Origin of the sequence: Saccharopolyspora kobensis (assembly GCF_900108315.1) — a bacterium.
In the GTDB taxonomy this organism is placed as follows: Bacteria; Actinomycetota; Actinomycetes; order Mycobacteriales; family Pseudonocardiaceae; genus Saccharopolyspora; species Saccharopolyspora kobensis.
This window is the reverse complement of record NZ_FNVB01000002.1, coordinates 1,486,601-1,505,948: the sequence shown is the minus strand read 5'-3', so window position 1 is coordinate 1,505,948 and position 19,348 is coordinate 1,486,601. Positions and strand designations below refer to the sequence as shown.

General features: G+C 71.5%; 18 protein-coding genes. 9 read left to right on the top strand and 9 right to left on the bottom strand.

Annotated elements, in window-relative coordinates; all coding sequences use genetic code 11:
* Positions 1 to 45: 45 nt before the first annotated feature.
* Both C4T78_RS06845 and C4T78_RS06840 read right to left on the bottom strand, forming a co-directional pair.
* The gene (locus C4T78_RS06845) at positions 46 to 1,308 is read right to left on the bottom strand and encodes a cytochrome P450 (RefSeq protein WP_093353662.1); all 1,263 of its coding nucleotides are present in this window, start codon (positions 1,306 to 1,308) and stop codon (positions 46 to 48) included.
* Between the two features lie 64 nt (positions 1,309 to 1,372).
* Positions 1,373 to 2,311, bottom strand: a complete 939-nt coding sequence (locus C4T78_RS06840) for a U32 family peptidase (RefSeq protein ID WP_093353659.1) — start codon at positions 2,309 to 2,311, stop codon at positions 1,373 to 1,375.
* Positions 2,312 to 2,491: 180 nt separating this feature from the next.
* On the opposite strand from C4T78_RS06840, the gene C4T78_RS06835 reads away from it, so the two are divergent.
* Entirely contained in the window at positions 2,492 to 3,244 is a 753-nt protein-coding gene (locus C4T78_RS06835) for an IclR family transcriptional regulator (protein WP_235863581.1), read from the top strand.
* Here the strand turns inward: C4T78_RS06835 and C4T78_RS06830 are convergent.
* On the bottom strand, positions 3,228 to 3,653 hold the full coding sequence (locus C4T78_RS06830) for a universal stress protein (protein WP_093353654.1): 426 nt from the start codon (positions 3,651 to 3,653) through the stop codon (positions 3,228 to 3,230). The two genes, C4T78_RS06835 and C4T78_RS06830, sit on opposite strands and share 17 nt — an antisense overlap.
* A gap of 343 nt (positions 3,654 to 3,996) precedes the next feature.
* On the opposite strand from C4T78_RS06830, the gene C4T78_RS06825 reads away from it, so the two are divergent.
* Positions 3,997 to 5,166 carry a S8 family peptidase gene (locus C4T78_RS06825; RefSeq protein ID WP_093353651.1) on the top strand — a complete coding sequence of 390 codons (1,170 nt, stop codon included), beginning with the start codon at positions 3,997 to 3,999 and terminating at the stop codon, positions 5,164 to 5,166.
* A gap of 66 nt (positions 5,167 to 5,232) precedes the next feature.
* Here the strand turns inward: C4T78_RS06825 and C4T78_RS06820 are convergent, their stop codons facing one another.
* The 6 genes from C4T78_RS06820 to paaI form a co-directional block, all read right to left on the bottom strand.
* A complete protein-coding gene (locus C4T78_RS06820) occupies positions 5,233 to 5,556 on the bottom strand; it encodes a hypothetical protein (protein WP_093353649.1) in 324 nt (107 codons plus the stop codon).
* Positions 5,557 to 5,653: 97 nt separating this feature from the next.
* The gene (locus C4T78_RS06815; RefSeq protein ID WP_093353646.1) at positions 5,654 to 6,613 is read right to left on the bottom strand and encodes a phytoene/squalene synthase family protein; all 960 of its coding nucleotides are present in this window, start codon (positions 6,611 to 6,613) and stop codon (positions 5,654 to 5,656) included.
* A gap of 120 nt (positions 6,614 to 6,733) precedes the next feature.
* Positions 6,734 to 7,372, bottom strand: coding sequence for a hypothetical protein (locus C4T78_RS06810; RefSeq protein WP_093353643.1), 639 nt, complete (start codon positions 7,370 to 7,372; stop codon positions 6,734 to 6,736).
* A gap of 543 nt (positions 7,373 to 7,915) precedes the next feature.
* A complete protein-coding gene (locus C4T78_RS06805; protein WP_093353641.1) occupies positions 7,916 to 8,536 on the bottom strand; it encodes a TetR/AcrR family transcriptional regulator in 621 nt (206 codons plus the stop codon).
* Between the two features lie 38 nt (positions 8,537 to 8,574).
* Positions 8,575 to 9,915 carry a phenylacetate--CoA ligase PaaK gene (gene paaK, locus C4T78_RS06800; RefSeq protein ID WP_093353638.1) on the bottom strand — a complete coding sequence of 447 codons (1,341 nt, stop codon included), beginning with the start codon at positions 9,913 to 9,915 and terminating at the stop codon, positions 8,575 to 8,577.
* Positions 9,912 to 10,313 (bottom strand): hydroxyphenylacetyl-CoA thioesterase PaaI, encoded by a 402-nt coding sequence (gene paaI / locus C4T78_RS06795; protein WP_093353636.1) that lies wholly within the window; start codon positions 10,311 to 10,313, stop codon positions 9,912 to 9,914. The genes paaK and paaI overlap by 4 nt, the downstream gene beginning before the upstream one ends.
* Before the next feature lie 262 nt (positions 10,314 to 10,575).
* On the opposite strand from paaI, the gene paaZ reads away from it, so the two are divergent.
* From paaZ to C4T78_RS06760, 7 genes are all read left to right on the top strand, one after another.
* Positions 10,576 to 12,618 carry a phenylacetic acid degradation bifunctional protein PaaZ gene (gene paaZ / locus C4T78_RS06790; RefSeq protein WP_093353633.1) on the top strand — a complete coding sequence of 681 codons (2,043 nt, stop codon included), beginning with the start codon at positions 10,576 to 10,578 and terminating at the stop codon, positions 12,616 to 12,618.
* A 2-nt stretch (positions 12,619 to 12,620) separates the two neighbouring features.
* On the top strand, positions 12,621 to 13,592 hold the full coding sequence (gene paaA / locus C4T78_RS06785) for a 1,2-phenylacetyl-CoA epoxidase subunit PaaA (protein WP_093145905.1): 972 nt from the start codon (positions 12,621 to 12,623) through the stop codon (positions 13,590 to 13,592).
* Entirely contained in the window at positions 13,589 to 13,900 is a 312-nt protein-coding gene (paaB, locus tag C4T78_RS06780; protein WP_093145906.1) for a 1,2-phenylacetyl-CoA epoxidase subunit PaaB, read from the top strand. The genes paaA and paaB overlap by 4 nt, the downstream gene beginning before the upstream one ends.
* 10 nt (positions 13,901 to 13,910) lie before the next feature.
* The gene (gene paaC, locus C4T78_RS06775; protein WP_093353630.1) at positions 13,911 to 14,801 is read left to right on the top strand and encodes a 1,2-phenylacetyl-CoA epoxidase subunit PaaC; all 891 of its coding nucleotides are present in this window, start codon (positions 13,911 to 13,913) and stop codon (positions 14,799 to 14,801) included.
* On the top strand, positions 14,795 to 15,313 hold the full coding sequence (gene paaD / locus C4T78_RS06770; protein WP_093353628.1) for a 1,2-phenylacetyl-CoA epoxidase subunit PaaD: 519 nt from the start codon (positions 14,795 to 14,797) through the stop codon (positions 15,311 to 15,313). The genes paaC and paaD overlap by 7 nt, the downstream gene beginning before the upstream one ends.
* A gap of 1 nt (position 15,314) precedes the next feature.
* Positions 15,315 to 16,421 carry a 1,2-phenylacetyl-CoA epoxidase subunit PaaE gene (gene paaE / locus C4T78_RS06765; RefSeq protein ID WP_093353625.1) on the top strand — a complete coding sequence of 369 codons (1,107 nt, stop codon included), beginning with the start codon at positions 15,315 to 15,317 and terminating at the stop codon, positions 16,419 to 16,421.
* A 109-nt stretch (positions 16,422 to 16,530) separates the two neighbouring features.
* Positions 16,531 to 19,299 (top strand): toll/interleukin-1 receptor domain-containing protein, encoded by a 2,769-nt coding sequence (locus C4T78_RS06760; protein WP_093353623.1) that lies wholly within the window; start codon positions 16,531 to 16,533, stop codon positions 19,297 to 19,299.
* Positions 19,300 to 19,348: the final 49 nt, after the last annotated feature.

Here is a 19,348-nt window from a genome sequence, read left to right as displayed (position 1 = left end):
GGACCCGGGTCCTTCTCTGGACGCGGGCGGGCTTGCTGCGGCAGTTCAGCGCGCAGCGGGTGTGAAGGACAGCGGCAGGTGCTTGATGCCGTTGATGAAGTTCGACACCAGGTGCTGCACCGGCCCGGTCACCTGGAGATCGCGCAGCCGCCACAGCGCCTCGCGGTAGAAGGCGCGCAGCTGCAGCCGGGCGAAGTGCGCGCCCAGGCAGACGTGCGGGCCGTCGCCGAAGGCGACGTGTGCGTTGGGGGAGCGGCGGATGTCGAAGCGGTGCGGTTCGGGGAACTGCTCGTCGTCGAAGTGCGCCGAGCAGTGGAACACCACGACCTTGTCGCCGGCGCGGATCCGCTGCCCGCCCAGCACGGCATCGGCCGTGGCGGTGCGGCGGAAGCTGAGCACCGGCGGGTGGAAGCGCAGCGTCTCCTCCACCGCGGAGTCGAGCAGTTCCGGTTCCGCCAGCAGCAGCCGGTGCTGGTCGGGATGCCGGGCGAAGGCCAGCACCCCGCCCGGCAGGGCGCTGCGCACGGTGTCGTTGCCGGCCACCGAGAGCAGGAAGAAGAACATCTCCAGTTCGGCGTCGGCCAGCCCGCGCCCGTCCAGCTCGGCGTTGGCCAGCGCGGTCATCACGTCGTCGGCCGGATTGCGGCGCTTGAACGCGGCGAGGTCCTGGGCGAAGGCGAACATGTCCGCCAGCATCGCCGGGGAGCGCGGGTTGACCGGCCTGCCGTCGGCGTCCAGCGCGACCTCGGAGTGCTCCGGGTCCTGGTAGCCGATGACCCGGTTGGTCCACGCGAGCAGCATCCCGCGATCGGCCTCCGGAACGCCGAGCAGGTCCGCGAGGTTGCGCAGCGGGTAGTCGTCGGTCACCTCGACGGGCAGGTCGCAGCCACCGCGCTCGGCCACCTCGTCGACCAGCAGCCGTGCCCGCTCCGCCACCGCCTCGCGGAACCGGTCGACGCGCCGCGGCGTGAACGCGCGGCTGACCAGCCGCCGCAGCCCGCCGTGCTCCGGCGGGTCGAGGTTGAGCATCATGCGCCGGATGAACGGCAGGTCCGCCGGATCCGGGTCGCGGATCTGGGTGGCGCCGAGCCAGGACGAGAAGACCTCGGCGGACTTCAGCACCGCGACCACGTCGCTGTACCGGGTCACCGCCCAGAAACCGGGGCCGCCGGGCCAGGCGCCGACCTCGCGCTCCTGCTGCCAGCTCACCGGCGCGTGCTCGCGGAGCCAGGCGAAGTCCTCGTGCGGCACGCCCATGGCGTACCTGCGCGGGTCGAACACGTCCGGGACTGGGGTGGGCGCTGCCATCGCGACTCCTTCGCCGGGTGCAGGCATACTCTGGCCGCCGGGCCGGGTGGCGTCAACGCCCGGATCAGTCCACTGTGGAATCCGGTTGCGGCACGGCGAGCCCCTCGGCGGGCAGCTGCGAGGCCTCGGCCTCCGGGGCGTAGCGGTGCAGCAGGTCCAGTCCGATCCGCGCGCGGCGCACCCGTTCCCGGCCCAGCGCCACGGCGGTGGGCGTCAGGTGGGTGCCGCTGGGGTAGATGTTCGGGGCGTTGCGCAGGCCGAACTTGACGTACACGGGTGCCGCGACGCGCACGATCTCGGCGATCTCGAAGTGCCGGACGAAACCGCCCATGTCGTCGGGCGCCTCCACGTAGACGTCCAGCGGCAGCTCGGTGGCGGCGCGGATCGCGGCCAGCTGCCCGATGCTCAGGTCGGTGGGCACGTTGTAGGTGTCGGCGCCCAGGTCCTCGGCGATGCGCACCGCGGCCGGGTTCGCCAGTCCCATCTGAACGCTGATCTTGAACTGCAGGTCCGGCGGCAGGTCCCCGGCCGCGCGCATGGCCGATGCGGTCTTGAGCACGCCGAGATCGGTGACCAGGACGCTGCGGACGCCGGCCTCGGCCGTCCGCTTGATGTCCTCCAGCACGTGCACGAGCTGTTCGGTGCCGCGCGCTTGCGCCGCCACCGGGCCGCCGCCGGCGGCGGTGGCCATCGGGCTGGTGTCCCAGCCGGCGACGGGCCGGGCGAACAGGCTCAGCTCGACCGAGCGCGCCGCGGCGGTGCGCGCCATCTCGCGCAGTTCCGCATCGGTGAGCAGCATCCCGCCGCTGCCCTGCGAGATCCGGTGCACCACGACCTCGCGGGCGTCGGCCTCGGCGAGCACGGCATCGAGCACCTCGGGGCCTTCGGTGCTCGGGATCTCCACCCGGTACTGGGCGCCGTCCGGGAACCGCTTGGTGCTGGTGGCCGGGGCGTCCTCCCCGGGCAGGCCTTGGGAGCGCAGGAAATCCCGGGTCTGGCGCATTGAACCACTCCGTTCGAGATCCCAAACGACGTTCGGGAAATCGTATGCAGCGCGGAAAGGAGCGGTCAAGCGGAACCTCCAGTTCGTGGCCGGTATCGGATACGATGTTCGAAATACCGGTCACGGCCGAACGCGGTCGGCGGGGGAGGAGCACCAGCGGTGGCACGAGCGGTACCAGCCGTGGAACGAGCATTCGACGTCCTGGAGCTGTTCCTGGACATCGAGGAGCTCAGCGCACCGGAGATCACCGCGAAGCTCGGCCTGCCGCGCACCACGGTGCACGAGCTGGTCGGCACCCTCAGCGAACGCGGCTACCTGATGCCCGCGGGACGCGGCAGCAACAAGTTCCGGCTCGGCGTGCGCGGATTCCAGCTCGGTTCGGCCTACGCCGAGCGCCTCGACCTGGCCCGGGAAGGTCAGCTGGTCGCCGAGGAGATCGCCGAGCGCTGCCAGGAAACCGTGCACGTCGGTGTCCGCGAGGGCGCCGAGGTGCTCTACGTGGCAAAGGTCGACAGCAGTCACCCGGTCCGCATGGTCTCCGCGGTCGGGCGCAGGCTGCCTGCGCACTGCACCGCCGTCGGCAAGGCCCTGCTCGCCGCCCTGCCGCGCGCCGAGGTCGACGAGCTGTACGGCAACCGAAAGCTCAAGGCGATGACCGAGCACAGCATCGCCACCCGCAAGGAACTGCGCGCCGAACTGGACCGGGTACTCGAGACCGGGGTGGCGCGGGAGTACTGCGAATCCAACGAAGCGGTGGCGTGCGTGGCCGCACCGGTGCGCGACCGCACCGGCGACGTCGTGGCCGCGATCAGCATCGCGGTGCCGATCCTGCGCTGGAACGAGGAGACCGAAGCGGCCCTTCGCGACCTGATCGCCGAAGGAGCGCTCACCCTCTCCGAGCGCCTGGGCCACGTGGTCAGTGCCGGACGATGACCACCGGGCACTTGGCGTGCGCGGCGCACCGCTGGCTCACCGAACCGAGCAGCGCGCCGTAGAAGCTGCCGTGCCCCCGGCTGCCGACCACCAGCAGCTCGGCTCCTTCCGATGCGTCCAGCAGCGCCTGAGCGGCGTGCGCGTGGGTGAGCTCGCGCTCGATCGGCACGGACGGGAGGTTCTCGCCCTGCACCTGCTCGACGGTGTCGTCCAGGGCCTTGCGCGCGGCGTCCTCGAAGTCGTCGGGTGGCATCGGGCCGCCCTCCCAGCTGTAGAACGCCGGGAACTCCCAGGCCCCGACCGCGTGCACGGTGGCGTCCAGCAGCGCCGCCTGCTTCACCGCCCACCGCAACGCGCACTTCGACGGGTCCGACCCGTCAACACCGACGACGACCTTGCGTTCGCTCATGGCACCCTCCGGGCCTGCTCGAACAGCGTTGCGGTTCCCATGGAAGTACGAACCGGCGGTTCCGTCCAGTCCGGGGACCCGCGGGCCGATTACACCCGGTGCACGCCGCGGCCGGGCGGCGGCCCCTGCGCGTCGTGTCGATCTATCCACGTCCGGTCGACCACGAAGGGGTGATGTTCTGCGCGAACCGGCGCGGAAACCGGGATCCGCAGGACGGGAAGTGCAGGCCTTACCCGGCTGGGTGCTTGTGACTCAACGTAGTGCGCGATACACCTGAGATCGCTGTGGCGAAATCTGGGAACGCTGTGGCGAGCAACCCGACTACCGCCCGAGGTGAGCGATCATGACCACCCCCGAGGAGAACTCCACCGGACGCTATCTGGTACTGCTGGAGGACAACTCGACCATCATCGGAACCCGCGAACTGTCCCGGCTGACCGGCATCCGCTGCGCCAACACCGCCGATGCCGCCGGCGCCGCGCCCGGTGAGCTGTTCCGCAGCGCCGGTGGGATCGTGCTGCACGACCTCGGCGTCGCGCTGATCAGCGCGGACGACGACCAGTACAACTCGCTGCGGCAGGCGGCGGGCGAAACCGGTCCGATCGCCGGGATCGAGGCCGAGCGCCGGGTGTTCGCCATCGGCGGCCCGTCGGCCTCCGCCGAGGACGGCGAGTTCACCTGGGGCCTGCAGGAGACGCGCGCCGACCGCAGCCAGGCCACCGGCAAGGACGTCCGCGTCGCGGTGCTCGACACCGGCCTGGACCTCAAGCACCCCGACTTCGCCGGCCGCGACATCGTCACCGGCTCCTTCGTCGAGGGCCAGGACGTCCAGGACGGGCACGGTCACGGAACGCACGTGATCGGGACCTCCTGCGGGCCGCGGACCTCCGCGGAGGGACCGGGCTACGGCATCGCGTCGGAAGCCAGCATCTACGCGGGCAAGGTGCTCGGCGACGACGGTTCGGGCACCGACGGCGGCATCCTGTCGGGCATCCAGTGGGCCATCTCCAACGGCTGCGCGGTGGTTTCGATGTCGCTGGGCGCGGCCACCGAGCCCGGTGCGCCCTACTCCGACGCCTTCGAGAAGGTCGCGCAGCGGGCGATGGAGCGCGGCACGCTGATCATCGCCGCGGCGGGCAACGAGAGCCAGCGCTCGGCGGGCACGATCGCGCCCGTCGGCCACCCGGCGAACTGCCCGTCGATCATGGCCATCGGCGCGCTCGACTCGCAGCTGCAGATCGCCGACTTCTCCTCCGGCACGGTCGACCAGATCGGGCAGGTCGACCTGGCGGGCCCCGGGGTCGACGTCTACTCGAGCTGGCCGGGCGCCGAGCGCTACCGCAAGCTCAGCGGCACCAGCATGGCCACCCCGCACGTGGCAGGCGTGGCCGCGCTCTACGCCCAGCAGTACCCGGAGCGGGCGTGGGGCCTGTGGGCGCGGTTGTCGCAGGCGGCCCGCAGGCTGCCGCTGGCCGCCACCGACGTGGGAGCCGGGCTGGTCCAGGCGCCGTGACGAAGGGGCTGCCTCCGGGCGAGGCGGAATCGCCCGGAGACAGCCCTGCGCACCGTCCCGCGCCGGTCACTCTCCGTCGTAAATGGCCTGCGCGGCGACCTTCGTGCAGTTGCCGAGATCTTCGGCCGCCGCGGCCGCCTGGTCGAGCGCGACGTGCACCTCCGAAGGCTCGGTGCTGTTGGGCTGGTCGCACGCGGCCGCCAGCCCGTCGAGCTGACGGGCCAGCCGCGCGCTGGTCGCGGTGATGTGCAGCAGCGCCTCCCGCGCCTCGACGAGCGCCTCCGGCGACCTGGCGAGCTCCCAGGTGCTGCGCTCCAGCCGATGACCGGCCTGCTCGATCAGGTCGGTAGTCGCGTCGACGTCCTGCCGGCGCGGCGTGCCGCTGTTCATCTGGTCGCTCCCCACCGAGTCCGGTCCCGGCCCGACGCACTCGGACCGGAGAAGGTCTCACGCCGTCGGATTACCCGAGCGGCCCGATCGACATTCCTCACCAGCGGGTTCGGAGGCTCACCGCGGCGGCCGCGCTGATCGCCGCCGCGGCGACGACGAACCGCCGGGGACCGGACACGGCCACCCGGCGGCGGAACACGTCGTAGCCGGATTCCACGATGCAGTCCAGGATCTCGCCGTAGAGCGTGAACGCGGTGCGCACGCAGGGGCGCGAGCGCGCTGCCAACAGCGCGATGCCCGGCTCAGCGCTCCGGTAGAGCGCGCGGGTGCGCGCCACCTGATCGGCCAAGGCCTGGCGCACCCGGCGGTCGGGGCGGCCGGTGCGGCGGCACCACGCCAGCCGCTCGCGGTCCACGCCGAACGCGGCCAGCTCCTCCAGCGGCAGGTAGACCCGGCCGCGGTCGAGGTCCTCGCCGACATCGCGCAGGAAGTTCGTCAGCTGGAAGGCCTCGCCCAGCGCGGCGGCGTAGGGGGCGGCCTCCGCAGCGGGTGAGACGGTGCCGAACACCGGGAGCAGCTGGAGACCGATCACCGCGGCCGATCCGTGCACGTAGGCGTCCAGCTCGGCGCGGGTGGGGTAGTCGCGGACCGTCAGGTCCATCCGCATCGACGCCATGAAGTCGGTGAACAGGGCCGTGTCGATCGCGTGCCGGGAGGTGGTGTCGACCAGCGCGGCGATGATCGGGTTCCGGCTGTGCCCGTCCCGCAGCCCGGCGCGCAGCTCGCCGTCGAGCCGGTCGACCGCCTGCTGGCGCTCGTGCACCGTCCGCGGCCCGGTCTCGTCGACGATGTCGTCCACCCACCGCGCGAACCCGTAGAGCGCGTGCACGGAGGGCCGCTGAGCCGGTGCCAGCAGGCGGGTGGCCAGGAAGTAGGTGCGGCCGTGCTGGGCGTTGAGCGCCCGGCACCGCTGGTAGGCGGCGTGCAGGTGCTCCGGGATGCGGGCGGCGTCGAGCTCGCGGCGCGCTGCCGCCGACGACCTGGTGCCCGTGTCCATACCGGAAATAACAGCACACCGAGTGCGCAGGTGTGCGCACGGTGGCCGCTCGCGGTGAACCCGGTCACGTCCGTCGTCCGAATAGGACGGTCGTGCTCCCGCCGCCCGGCCCGAACCCGCTTAGGCCAGCCCGCTTTCGTCGAGAGCCTCGTCCAGACCGTCGAGCAGCACGACCCCGAGGGTGTTGGCGACCGAGCCGGTCGCCAGGTCGGTGCGCAAGCGCTGCGCCAGGGTCCGCACCCGCCCGGCGTCCGGTCTGTCCTGGCGGGTCGCCTCGCACAGCCGGCGGGCGGTCGATTCGATCTCGACGGTGTCGCCGTAGCGCGCGTGCACCGTCGGCAGCGCCAGCAGCACCACCTTGGCAACACGCGTCAACCCGGAGTAATCGATGCGGTGCGGTGCTTCCTCGGTCGCCGACCGCGCCTGCGGGACCGCGGCTTCGGCCGGGGCGTCGAGCACCGCCACCGACTGCGACCGGGACCAGGAGGTGATGTCACCGCCGTGCCTGCCCGCGCAGATCAGCCCGGAGCCGGTGAGCCCGGCCCGGGCCGGGGTGCCCAGCCGGCCCTCTCCGCTGGTGGCGATCAGCTCGCGCTCCCGCAACGCCTCCAGCACGTCGGCCAGCTCTGCCCACGACGGCTGGACGGCTGCCGCCTCGGCCGCCGCGCTGTCGAAGAAGTCGGCGACCTCCGGCCGGAACCGGTGATCTTCGTAGAGGTACCGGAGGAAGGCGCGAGCGATCGACTCAAGCCGTGACACAACCGCCTCCAAAAGCGTGCTCGTCCGCGATGTCTGGGCGAGAGGGAGGAAGGTGGCCGCGGAGCTGTCGAACCGGCGATCGGCGTGTCTCGTCGCCCCGGAAGTGCTCTCGCCGTCCCCAGTTCAGCGGATCCACTTCGGCGACCACCGGGCCCCGAACGGCCACAACGCATGGAAGCCTAAGCGGACCGACTGCTAGATCGCAGGGGACTTTTGTCACCCACACGCTGATTTTCGCGTTGCTGCCAGGAAGTTTCGCGCTGCGCCGGTCGTCTTCCGGTTGGTAACCGCAACTGCCCGCAGCGGTGGCGGCGGAACTTCACCACGCGAAACGCCGCGGCGTTCTCCCCCGGCAGCGGGGGCGCTGCCCGCCTCCCGGGCGGCGCGGGGCCGCCGGTCGCGGCCACATCCACCCCTGCCACGACCGGCGGCCGTCTCGTGCGCGATCCCCTCTTCGTCGCGCACGCGCGCGGGCGCTCCAGAACGCCCACGTGTTCTAGACAGACCAGACCGCCGGGCGTGACGTGAGTCTGCGAAGAATTTTCACGCGGGTTTCCGCGACCCGGTGCGCAGGCCGTCGAAGGCGATCTTGGTCACCGCGTCGGCGACCTGCTCGGCGCGCAGCCCGCGGCTCGGCCGGTACCACTCGATGATCGAGTTGACCATGCCGAACAGCAGCCTGGTGGTCAGCGCGGGATCGACGTCCGGGCGGATGCTGCCCTCGGCCTCGGCCTGCTCGACCAGATCGCTGACCACCAGGTCGAACTCGCGTCGCCGGGCCAGCGCCTGCCGCTCGACCCGGGTGTTGCCGCGCACCCGCAGCAGCAGCGTGACGAACGGCAGCTCGGCCACCAGCACCTCGATGCTGCGCCGCACGACGTGCTCCAGCCGGTCGATGGCCCGGCCGGTCGTCGACGCCTCCTCCTCGACTACCGCGAACAGCGCGTCCAGCGCCCGGTCGACGCTCAGCCGCAGCAGCTCGTCCTTGCCCGAGACGTGGTAGTAGATCGCCGACTTGGTGATGCCCAGCCGCTGCGCGAGGACCTCCATGCTGGTGCCCTCGTACCCGCGCTCGTTGAACACGCGCACGGAGACGTCCAGAAGCCTGCCGAGGTCGTAGCCCGGTCGGCCCCGGCGATTGCTCCGTCCAGCGTTGTCTGCCATGGTCCCGAGTATTTCAGCCGCGTCGACCGGCCGGTCGGTCAGGATTGGCGGCGGTCGACGATCCGCCGCAGCTTGCCCACGGAGCGCTCCAGGGTGTCCGGGTCCACCACCGCGATCTCGGTGCTGATGCCGACCCCGTCCTTGATGGCGCGCAGCAGGTCGGCCGCGGCCGCCTCCCGCCGCGACGCCGGGCAGTCGCTCCGGGCCTCCACCCGCACGGTCATCACGTCCATCCGCTCCTGCTTGGTGAGCACCAGCTGGAAGTGCGGGGAGAGCCCGGCGGTGCGCAGCACCAGCTCCTCGATCTGGGTGGGGTAGACGTTGACCCCGCGTAGGATGATCATGTCGTCGCTGCGCCCGGTGATCTTGGCCATCCGGCGCATCGGCCGCGCCGTGCCCGGCAGCAGGCGGGTCAGGTCGCGGGTGCGGTACCGGATGATCGGCATCGCCTCCTTGGTCAGCGAGGTAAACACCAGCTCGCCCTCGGTGCCGTCGGGCAGCACCTCCTCGGTGAACGGATCGATCACCTCCGGGTAGAAGTGGTCCTCCCAGATGTGCGGGCCGTCCTTGGTCTCGGCGCACTCGTTGGCCACCCCGGGACCCATCACCTCGGACAGGCCGTAGATGTCGACCGCGTCCAGGTCCAGCCGCTGCTCGATCTCCTGGCGCATCTGCTCGGTCCAGGGCTCCGCGCCGAGGATGGCGGTGCGCAGCGAGGTGCTGCGCGGATCGACGCCCTGCCGCTCGAACTCGTCGATCAGCGTGAGCAGGTAGGACGGCGTGACCATGATGATCTCGGGCTGGAAGTCCTGGATGATCTGCACCTGCCGGGCGGTCATGCCGCCAGAGGCGGGGATGACGGTGCACCCGAGCCGCTCGGCGCCGTAGTGCGCGCCGAGGCCGCCGGTGAACAGCCCGTAGCCGTAGGCGACGTGCACCCGGTGCCCGGGCCGGCCGCCCGACGCGCGGATGGACCGCGCGACGAGGTCGGCCCAGTTCCGCAGATCCCCCTCGGTGTAGCCGACGACCGTGGGCTTGCCGGTGGTGCCGCTGGAGGCGTGCAGCCTGCGGACCTGCTCGCGCGGGACCGCGAACATGCCGTACGGGTAGTTGTCCCGCAGGTCCTGCTTCGTGGTGTGCGGGAACTTCGCCAGGTCGGCCAGGCTCCGGCAGTCCTGCGGCCGAACCCCGGCGCGGTCGAACTTCTCCCGGTACAGCGGCACGTTCTCGTAGGCCAGCCGCAGCGTCCACTGCAGTCGCTCCAGCTGCACGGCGGCCAGCTCGTCGGCCGAGTACCGCTCCGCGGCGTCGAGCTCGGCCGGGTCCGGCGCGGGGCCGAGCCTGCGCGGTGCGGAGTGGGTCTCGGTGCTCGCGGTCATCGCGTCTCTCCTTCGGACTCGCCGGCCGGTTTCGCGCCGATCGATCTGCTGTGCCCGCGGAACTCGGCGATCAGCTCCTCGCCGCGGTGCACGGAGACGTCGTAGATCCCGCTGCGCCCGAACCGGGTGCGCTCGACCGCGCTGGCGGTGAGCTCGTCGCCGAGCCGCGCCGGGCGGACGAAGGTGACGTCCGCGCGGGCCGCGACGGTCGTCGGGCCGTGGCTGTTGCAGGCGCACGCGAAGGTCGTGTCGGCGAGCAGGAAGAGGTATCCGCCGTGGGCGATCCCGTGCCCGTTGACCATCGTCTCGGTGATGGTCATCCGGGCGCGGGCGGTCCCGCTGCCCACGTCGAGCAGCTCGATGCCCAGCGCCTGGGAGGCGCGGTCGTCGTCGAACATCGCCTGGGCCGGATTGCGCCTCGTCGCGCTGGGTTCCTGCACTGTGCACCGCCTAGCCACCGAACGAACAGTCGGTAATTAATCCCGGCCGGTCCTGGACTGTCAAGCCATCCGTCCGAAGTGGTCTTGCTGGCTCGGTCAAGGCGGGTTTTCGCCATTTCGAGTGGTGTTGCCGGGCGAACACCCGTGCTACTTTTTCGAATGAACGGTCAGTAAAAGAAATCCACCGCCCGCGGATCCGGGCTTGAGGAGGTCGGAGTGCATGGCTGCCCTGCGGAGCTACGTCAACGGTGACTGGCACGCGCCTGCGGAGGACGGCGTGCCGCTGCACGACGCGGTGACCGGTGATGAGGTCGCGCGGGTCTCCTCGGCCGGGGTCGACATGGCCGCCGCGCTGGCGCACGGCCGCGAACGCGGCGGGCCGGCGCTGGCCGAGCTGACCTTCCACCAGCGGGGCGCCCTGCTGAAGAGCCTCGCCTCGTACCTGCGCGAGCACCGGGAAGAGCTGTACGCCCTGTCGGCGCGCACCGGCGCGACGCTCGGCGACTCGAAGTTCGACGTCGACGGCGGGATCGGCGTGCTGTTCGGCTACTCCAGCAAGGGCAGGCGGGAGATGCCGAACAGCACCGTCTACGTCGACGGCGCGGTGGAGCCGCTGAGCAAGGGCGGCACCTTCGTCGGCAGGCACATCTGCACCCCGCTGCGCGGCGTCGCGGTGCAGATCAACGCGTTCAACTTCCCGGTGTGGGGACCGCTGGAGAAGTTCGCCCCGGCCTTCCTCGCGGGCGTGCCCTCGCTGGTCAAACCGGCCAGCCAGACCGCCTACCTCACGCACCGGCTGGTGGAGCTGATGATCGAGTCCGGGCTGCTGCCGGAGGGCTCGCTGCAGCTGGTGTGCGGCAGCGTCGGTGATCTGTTCGAGCACCTCACCGACCAGGACCTGGTGTCGTTCACCGGCTCCGCGGCCACCGGGCAGCGGCTGCGCGCGCACCCGGTGGTGGCGGCGAACTCGGTGCGCTTCAACGTCGAGGCCGACTCGCTGAACTGCTCGATCCTGGGGCCGGACGCGGTGCCCGGGACCGCGGAGTTCGACCTGTTCGTCAAGCAGCTGGTCACCGAGATGACGGTCAAGGCGGGGCAGAAGTGCACCGCGATCCGCCGTGCGATCGTGCCCGCCGGCCTGATGGACGACGTGGTGGACGCGGCCAAGGCGCGGTTGGAGAAGGTCGTCGTGGGCAACCCGTCCGCGCCGGGGGTTCGGATGGGAGCGCTGGCCAGCCTCGAACAGCGCGAGGAGGTCCGGCGCTCGCTGAAGGCGTTGCTGGAAGCCGGAACGCTCGTGCACGGCGATCCCGATCGCGTCGAGGTCGTCGACGCGGACCCGGAGCGCGGCGCGTTCCTGTCCCCGCTGCTGGTCCGCTGCGACGACCCCGACCAGCCGCAGCCGCACGAGGTGGAGGCCTTCGGGCCGGTCAGCACGCTGCTGCCCTACGAGAGCACGGAGCAGGCGGTCGACCTCGCCCGGCGGGGCAGGGGCAGCCTGGCCGGTTCCGTGGTCAGCGCCGACCTCGGCTTCAGCTGCGCCGTCGTGCTGGGCGCGGCCTCCCGGCACGGCCGGATGCTGGTGCTCAACCGCGACAACGCCGAGGAGAGCACCGGGCACGGTTCCCCGCTGCCCGCGCTGGTCCACGGCGGACCGGGCCGGGCGGGCGGCGGCGAGGAGATGGGCGGGGTGCGCGGCGTCCTGCACCACATGCAGCGCACGGCGGTGCAGGCCGATCCGGCGACGCTGACCGCGATCACCGGGCAGTGGGTGACCGGGGGCCCGCAGCTGTTCACCGACGTGCACCCGTTCCGCAAGCACCTGGACGAGCTGAAGGTCGGCGACACGGTCATCGCCGGCCCGCGCCGGGTGACGCTGGAGGACGTGGAGCACTTCGCCGAGTTCACCGGCGACACCTTCTACGCCCACACCGACGAGGACGCGGCCCGGGCCAACCCGTTCTTCGACGGCCGGGTCGCGCACGGCTACCTGGTGGTCTCCTTCGCCGCCGGGCTGTTCGTCGACCCGGAACCCGGCCCGGTGCTGGCCAACTACGGGCTGGAGAACCTCCGGTTCCTCACGCCGACCTACCCGGGCGACGAGCTCACCGTGACGCTGACCGCCAAGCAGATCACCCCGCGGGTCGACGCGGACCACGGCGAGGTCCGCTGGGACGTGGACGTGACCAACCAGGACGGCGCCTCGGTGGCCAAGTACGACGTGCTCACCCTGGTCGCGAAGCGGCCGGAAACGCAGGAGTGACCATGACGACCACGGTGCGGGCCGATCAGCTCGGGGATGCCGAGCTGCAGCGGCACTTCGACGAGCGGATCGCCCACGACCAGCGCATCGAACCGCGTGACTGGATGCCGGAGGGCTACCGCAAGACCCTCGTGCGCCAGATCGCGCAGCACGCGCACTCCGAGATCATCGGCATGCAGCCGGAGGGCAACTGGCTGACCAGGGCACCGAGCCTGCGGCGCAAGGCGATCCTGCTGGCCAAGGTGCAGGACGAGGCCGGCCACGGGCTCTACCTGTACTCCGCGGCCGAAACGCTGGGCGTGGACCGCTCGGAGCTGACCGAGAAGCTCATCGACCGGCGGCAGAAGTACTCGTCGATCTTCAACTACCCGACGCTGACCTTCGCCGACATCGGAGTGATCGGCTGGCTGGTGGACGGTGCCGCGATCTGCAACCAGGTGCCGCTGTGCCGCAGTTCGTTCGGCCCCTACGCGCGGGCGATGGTCCGCATCTGCAAGGAGGAGTCGTTCCACCAGCGGCAGGGCTACGAGCTGCTGATGACGATGATGCGCGGCACCGCGGAGCAGCGGGAGATGGTGCAGGAGGCCACCGACCGGTGGTGGTGGCCGTCGCTGATGATGTTCGGCCCGCCCGATGCGGACTCGCCGAACACCCAGCAGTCCATGGCGTGGCGGATCAAGCGGCACACCAACGACGAGCTGCGGCAGAAGTTCGTGGACATGACGGTCCCGCAGGCGGCGGCGCTCGGCGTCACGCTGCCCGATCCGGAGCTGCGGTGGAACGCCGAGCGCGGGCACCACGACTTCGGCGAACCCGACTGGTCGGAGCTCAAGCGCGTCATCAGCGGCGGCGGGCCGTGCAACGAGGAGCGGCTGGCCAGGCGCCGGGCCGCGCACGAGGACGGGCAGTGGGTGCGCGAAGCGGCAGCGGCCCACGCCGCGAAGCAGGCCGCACGAGAGGAGGTCGCGCGATGAGTTCGGACGCCGAGGTGGGCGCGCCGCGTCCCTCGTGGCCGCTGTTCGAGGTCTTCGTCCGGGGCAAGCGGGGGCTCAACCACGTGCACGTGGGTTCGCTGCACGCGCCGGACGAGCAGATGGCGCTGCACAACGCGCGGAACCTGTACACCCGCCGCAACGAGGGCGTGAGCATCTGGGTGGTGCGGGCGGACGCGATCACCGCGTCCAGCCCGGACGAGAAGGACCCGTTCTTCGCGCCCAGCGGCGACAAGGTGTACCGGCACCCCACCTTCTACCGGATTCCCGACAACGTTCCGCACATGTGAGGTCGGCTCAATGTCGTTCGACAACGCCTACGAGGCGCTGACCGCCGCCGAGCCCGACGGCGAGTCCCGCTGGGCCTTCGGCACCGGGTTCGACGATCCGCTGTCCGGTGTGGACACGACGCTGCCCGCCGGGCTCGACGGAGCCGAGTTCAGCCGCTACCTGCTGATGCTCGGCGACGACGCGCTGATCGCCTCGCACCGGCTGACCGAGTGGGTCACCCGCGCTCCGGAGCTGGAGGACGAGCTCGCGCTGGCCAACATCGCGCTGGACCTGCTCGGCCAGGCCAGGCTGCTGCTGGCCCGGGCCGGGCAGGCCGACGGCAGCGGCCGGGGCGAGGACGAGCTGGCGTACTTCCGCGACGAGCGGGAGTTCCGCAACGTGCGGCTGGTCGAGTCGCCCAACGGCGACTTCGCGCAGACCACCGCGCGTCTGCTGGTGTTCGCCACCTGGCGGCTGGCGCTGTTCGGCCGCCTCGCGGACTCCCGCGACCCGGTGCTGGCGGCGATCGCGGCCAAGGGGGTCAAGGAGCTGACCTACCACCGCGACTACGCGGCGCAGTGGGCGGTGCGGCTCGGTGACGGCACCGAGGTGTCGCACACCCGGATGCAGCGCGGTCTGGACGAGGTGTGGCCGCTGGTCGACGAGCTGTTCACGCCGCACGAGACCGAGTTGCGGATGACCTCAGCCGGGATCGGCGCCGACCCGGCGGCGGTGCGAGCCGAGTTCGACGAGGTGATCGACCAGGTCTGCACCGCGGCGACGCTGCGGCGACCGGACGCTCCGGCGCTGGCCGGGGTCGGCGGGCGCAGCGGTCGGGACGGCATTCACACGGAGCACCTGGGCTACCTGCTGGCGGAGATGCAGAGCCTGGCCCGAGCACACCCGGAGGCGACGTGGTGACGAGCACGCAACCGGGCCTCCAACACGCCCGCGCGGTCGCCGAGTCGGTCACCGACCCGGAGCTGCCGGTGCTGACGCTGGCCGATCTCGGTGTTCTGCGCGAAGTGGAGCTGGCCGAGGACGGCACCGTCGTCGTGTCCATCACCCCGACCTACTCGGGGTGCCCGGCGATGCGCGAGATGCGCAGCGATCTGAGCAGCCGGCTGCGCGAAGCCGGCTTCCCCGAGGTCGAGGTGCGGACGGTGCTGGATCCGCCCTGGACCACGGATTGGATCAGCGCGGCCGGGCGGCGCAAGCTCGCCGACTACGGCATCGCCCCGCCCGGTGCCGCACCGCGCCACGCCGCCGGTCCGGTGCCGTTGACGCTGGCGCCACCGAGCTCGCGGGTCAGCTGCCCGCAGTGCGGTTCGCCGGACACGGAACGGGTTTCGCAGTTCGGCTCGACCGCGTGCAAGGCGTTGCGCCGGTGCCGCGCGTGCCACGAGCCCTTCGAGCACATCAAGGAGATCTGACGTGGTCCGTCCCGCCCCCGTCGAGGCCCCCGCCCCGCCGGCGGCCCGCCGTCGCACCGAGTTCCACGCGCTGCGCGTCAGCGGTGTGGAGCGGTTGTGCGAGGACGCGGTCGCGGTGAGCTTCGACGTTCCGCCGGAACTCGCCGACGAGTTCGCCTTCCGGCCTGGGCAGTCGCTGACGCTGCGCCGTCGCGTCGACGGCCGCGAGGAGCGCCGGTCGTACTCGATCTGCGCGCCGCGCGGTGCCGCCCTGCGGATAGGGGTGCGCCACGTCGTGGGCGGGCTGTTCTCCAGCTGGCTGGTGCACGAGGTCCGGCCGGGAGACGAGGTCGAGGTCCTGCCGCCGACCGGCGGTTTCACCCCGGACCTGACCGCGCACGAGCGACACGTGTGCATCGCGGCGGGTTCGGGGATCACGCCGGTGCTGTCGATCGCGGCGAGCGTGCTGCGCGAGACCGACGCGACGGTGACGCTGCTGTACGGCAACCGCCGCAGCGGCACGGTGATGTTCGCCGACGAGCTGGCCGACCTGAAGGACCGCTACCCGAGCCGGCTGGAGCTGGTGCACGTCCTGTCGCGGGAACCGCGAGAGTCCGAGCTGTTCACCGGCAGGCTGGACGCGGCCAAGATCCGCGCCCTGCTGTCCACAGTGGTCGATGCCGGGGCGGTGGACCAGTGGTGGTTGTGCGGACCGTTCGGGATGGTCACCGATGCCCGGGACGTGCTCCGCGACAGCGGCGTGACCGGCGAGCGCATCCACCAGGAGCTGTTCTACGTGGAGGACGCGCCACCGGAACCGGCGCACCACGAGGAACCGGCCATCGACGGCCCCACCAGCGAGGTGACCGTCGTGCTCGACGGCCGTTCGACGCCGATGACGCTGCCCCGCGACGTCCCGGTCCTGGACGCGGCCCAGCGGGTCCGCCCGGACCTGCCGTTCGCCTGCAAGGGCGGCGTCTGCGGAACCTGCCGGGCCAAGGTCACCTGCGGTGAGGTGCGGATGCGCCGCAACTTCGCCCTGGAGGACTCCGAGCTGGACCAGGGCTTCGTGCTCACCTGCCAATCGCTGCCGACCACCGACGAGGTGACGATCGACTTCGACGCCTGAGAGCCGGTTGCTCGTTCTGCCCGGCACGAACTCCATCATCGAGTCCGTGCCGAACGCACGGCGAGCGGACCGGACCCGGCGGCGTGATCACCGCTGGTAGTGTCATGACGTGACGGGGATCACTTCGCCGGATGGTTACGACGCGTTCATCTCCTACAGCCACGCGAACAAGGCAGTTGCCACCGCCCTGCACGGGGCGTTGACCAGGATCGGGCGTCCCATGTTCGTGCGGGAGCGGGTGCGGCGGCTCCGCCTCTTCTGGGACGACGAAAGCCTTCCCGCAGGTTCGTTGCCGGAGAACATCAAGCAGGCGCTGCTGCGTTCGCGCTATTTCATACTGCTCGCTTCCCCGGAGGCGGCGCAGTCGAAATGGGTGCGTTGGGAAGTGAAGTTCTGGCACGAGCACTGCTCGCCGGAGAACTTCCTGATCGCCGTGGTCGACGGTGAAACCGCATGGGGGGACGAGGATTTCGACTGGGCTCGCACCAACGCCCTGCCGGAAGTGTTGCGCGGTCGGCTCGCCAGCGAGCCGTTCTGCATTCCGCTGACCGATGATGGCCGGACGGCCGGGCTGTCCCTTCGCCGACCCGACTTCCGCCGAGCGGTGGGAAAACTGGCCGCCCCGCTGCACGGCATCCAGCCGGAGGACCTGGACAGCCTCCAGCTGCGGCAACAGCGCCGGCAACTGCGGACAGCCTGGTCGGCGGTCTCGGTGATGCTGGTGCTCAGCATCGGTGTCGCCGCCGCCTCGGTGGTCGCGGTGCAGCAGCGCAACCGCGCTGAGCAGCAGGCTGCGGTTGCGCTCTCCCGCGCGCTGGCGGCCGAGTCGCAGACGCAGCGGCAGCCGCAGCTGGCGGCGCAGCTGGCCGCCACCGCTTTCCGATCGGCACCCACCGCACAGGCGGCCGGGGCGATGCTGGCAGCGCTGGAGCGCAACCGCCACGTCGTGTCCTTCGTCCAGCCACCGGACAACGCCCCTCCCGCGCAACGCACAGCGGTCGTCACGCTGGCGGGCCATGCTGCGCTGAGCCCGGACGGCTCGCTGCTGGCCTTCGCCGCCGACGACGCAGAACGGGTTTCGCTGTGGCACGTCCGGCAGCAGCGGATGCTCGGCGAGCTGGAGCTGCCGCGGCGGAGCGTGCTCGCCCTGGCGTTCACCCCCGACGGCCGATCCCTGATCTCCCACGACGGCGGCGGGTTCCAGATCTGGGACGTCGAGACCCGACGGCAGCGCCACGCCGCGGCTTTCGAGGCGTCATCCCCAGAGCTGGCCGTGTCCCCGGACGGCACGCTGCTCGCCGCACGCGACAGGGATGCGGAACCGAGCGCGCCGCAGATGTGGGATTTGCGGACCGGGGCGCCGAGGCAGCTGCCGGAAGCGCCGGTGGAGTTGTCCGGCCCGCTGGCCTTCGCACCGGACGGTCGGCGCTTGCTGGTCGGCCAGGCGGAGTCGGCGGGGTGGATCACGACGGCGATGGTCCCGCTGGACGTCGGAACCGGGTCGTGGTTGCCGCAGGAGTCCGTTCCGGTCGGAGCCCACCTGGAAGCGATCGGAGGTGGCCTGCTCGTGACGTCCGAGAACGAGCAGCTGCAGCTCCGGGACATGGCGACCGGGGCGCAGCTGGCGTCGGCACCGCTGCCCGGCGGTGCCCTCCGCGTCGAGATCTCCGGAGACGGCTCGACGGTGCTCGTCGTCGATTCCTCGTTGCACGTCACTGCGCTCGACCGCGGCTTGGGCGATCCCGTCCGGTTGACCGAGGAAACCTCGCAGGTGCTGGATCTGGCGCTGTCGGCGGACGGCGGGCTGGTCGGCGTCGTGTCCGACAACGGTGCGGTCAGCGTCCTTTCGCCCGACACCGATGCGCGCGTGCTCGCCCATCCGTCTCCGCCGGATGACCTGAAGCTGGAAGCGCTGGCGGTCCGCGGTCAGCGGGCCGTGGTAGCCGGAACACGCGGCATCCGGGTCTGGAACCTCGCCCGCGGCACCGTCGAACGTGCGCTGCCGGTGGTGGCGGATCCCGATGATCTCTCGGCCTACTCGATCGCCGCGGCACTCGACGGGTCCGGCAGCCGGCTGGCGGTGCAGGTCGGCGGCCGGGTCGGGATCTGGGATCTCGGCACCGGCGAGGAGATCCAGCGCTTCCGCGGGCCCTACGACTTCCAGCAGAGCATCACCAGGTCTGCCGGTATCCGGTTCCTGGCCGGGGACCGCGCGGTCCTCGTGGACCGCATCGGCGGGCCGGAAGTGGTCGACGTGGCCAGCGGCGCGGTCATCGGCAAGGTGCCGGTGTCCGGGGAGCAGAGCGGTTTCGCCGTCGACCGGGACGGATCGACCGTCGCCGTGGTGGAGGACGATCTGAACGGCGTCGTCGGAATCCACGAATGGGACGGTCGAACGCTCCAGCGCGCGGGGGAGGTCACCGGCGGCTTCCGGATCGACGACGTGGCGGTCAGCCCGGACGGCGGCCGGATCGCGATCACCGAGGCCGACAACCAGATCTTCGTGCGGGATGTGGCGGGCACGTCGCGCACCGAGATGCAGCTGCCGGAGCTGTCCCCTCCGGGCGGGCTCACCTTCAGCCCGGACGGGGAGGTGCTCGTCGGGCTCGGCGACGGGATCTCCTTCTGGGAAGTCTCGACCGGCGTCCTGATCGGTGAGTGGCGGGTCCCCGATCCCGGTGGCGGGCACGATGGCGACCCCGAGCTGACCGACGACGGCCGCCTGGTCGTGACCCGCAGCGGCGCGCCCCACCAATGGGCGCTCGGATCGCAGCAGTGGCTGGCGGCTCTGTGCGAGATGGGCGTCGGCGAGCTCCGCGGCCAGGAACGATCCCAGTACCTGGGTGGGATCGACGTCCCTCCGGCGTGCAGCGGCTGATCAGCTCGCTCGCAGCGTCCGCCGACGTGGTCGCGTCAGTCGCTGACGA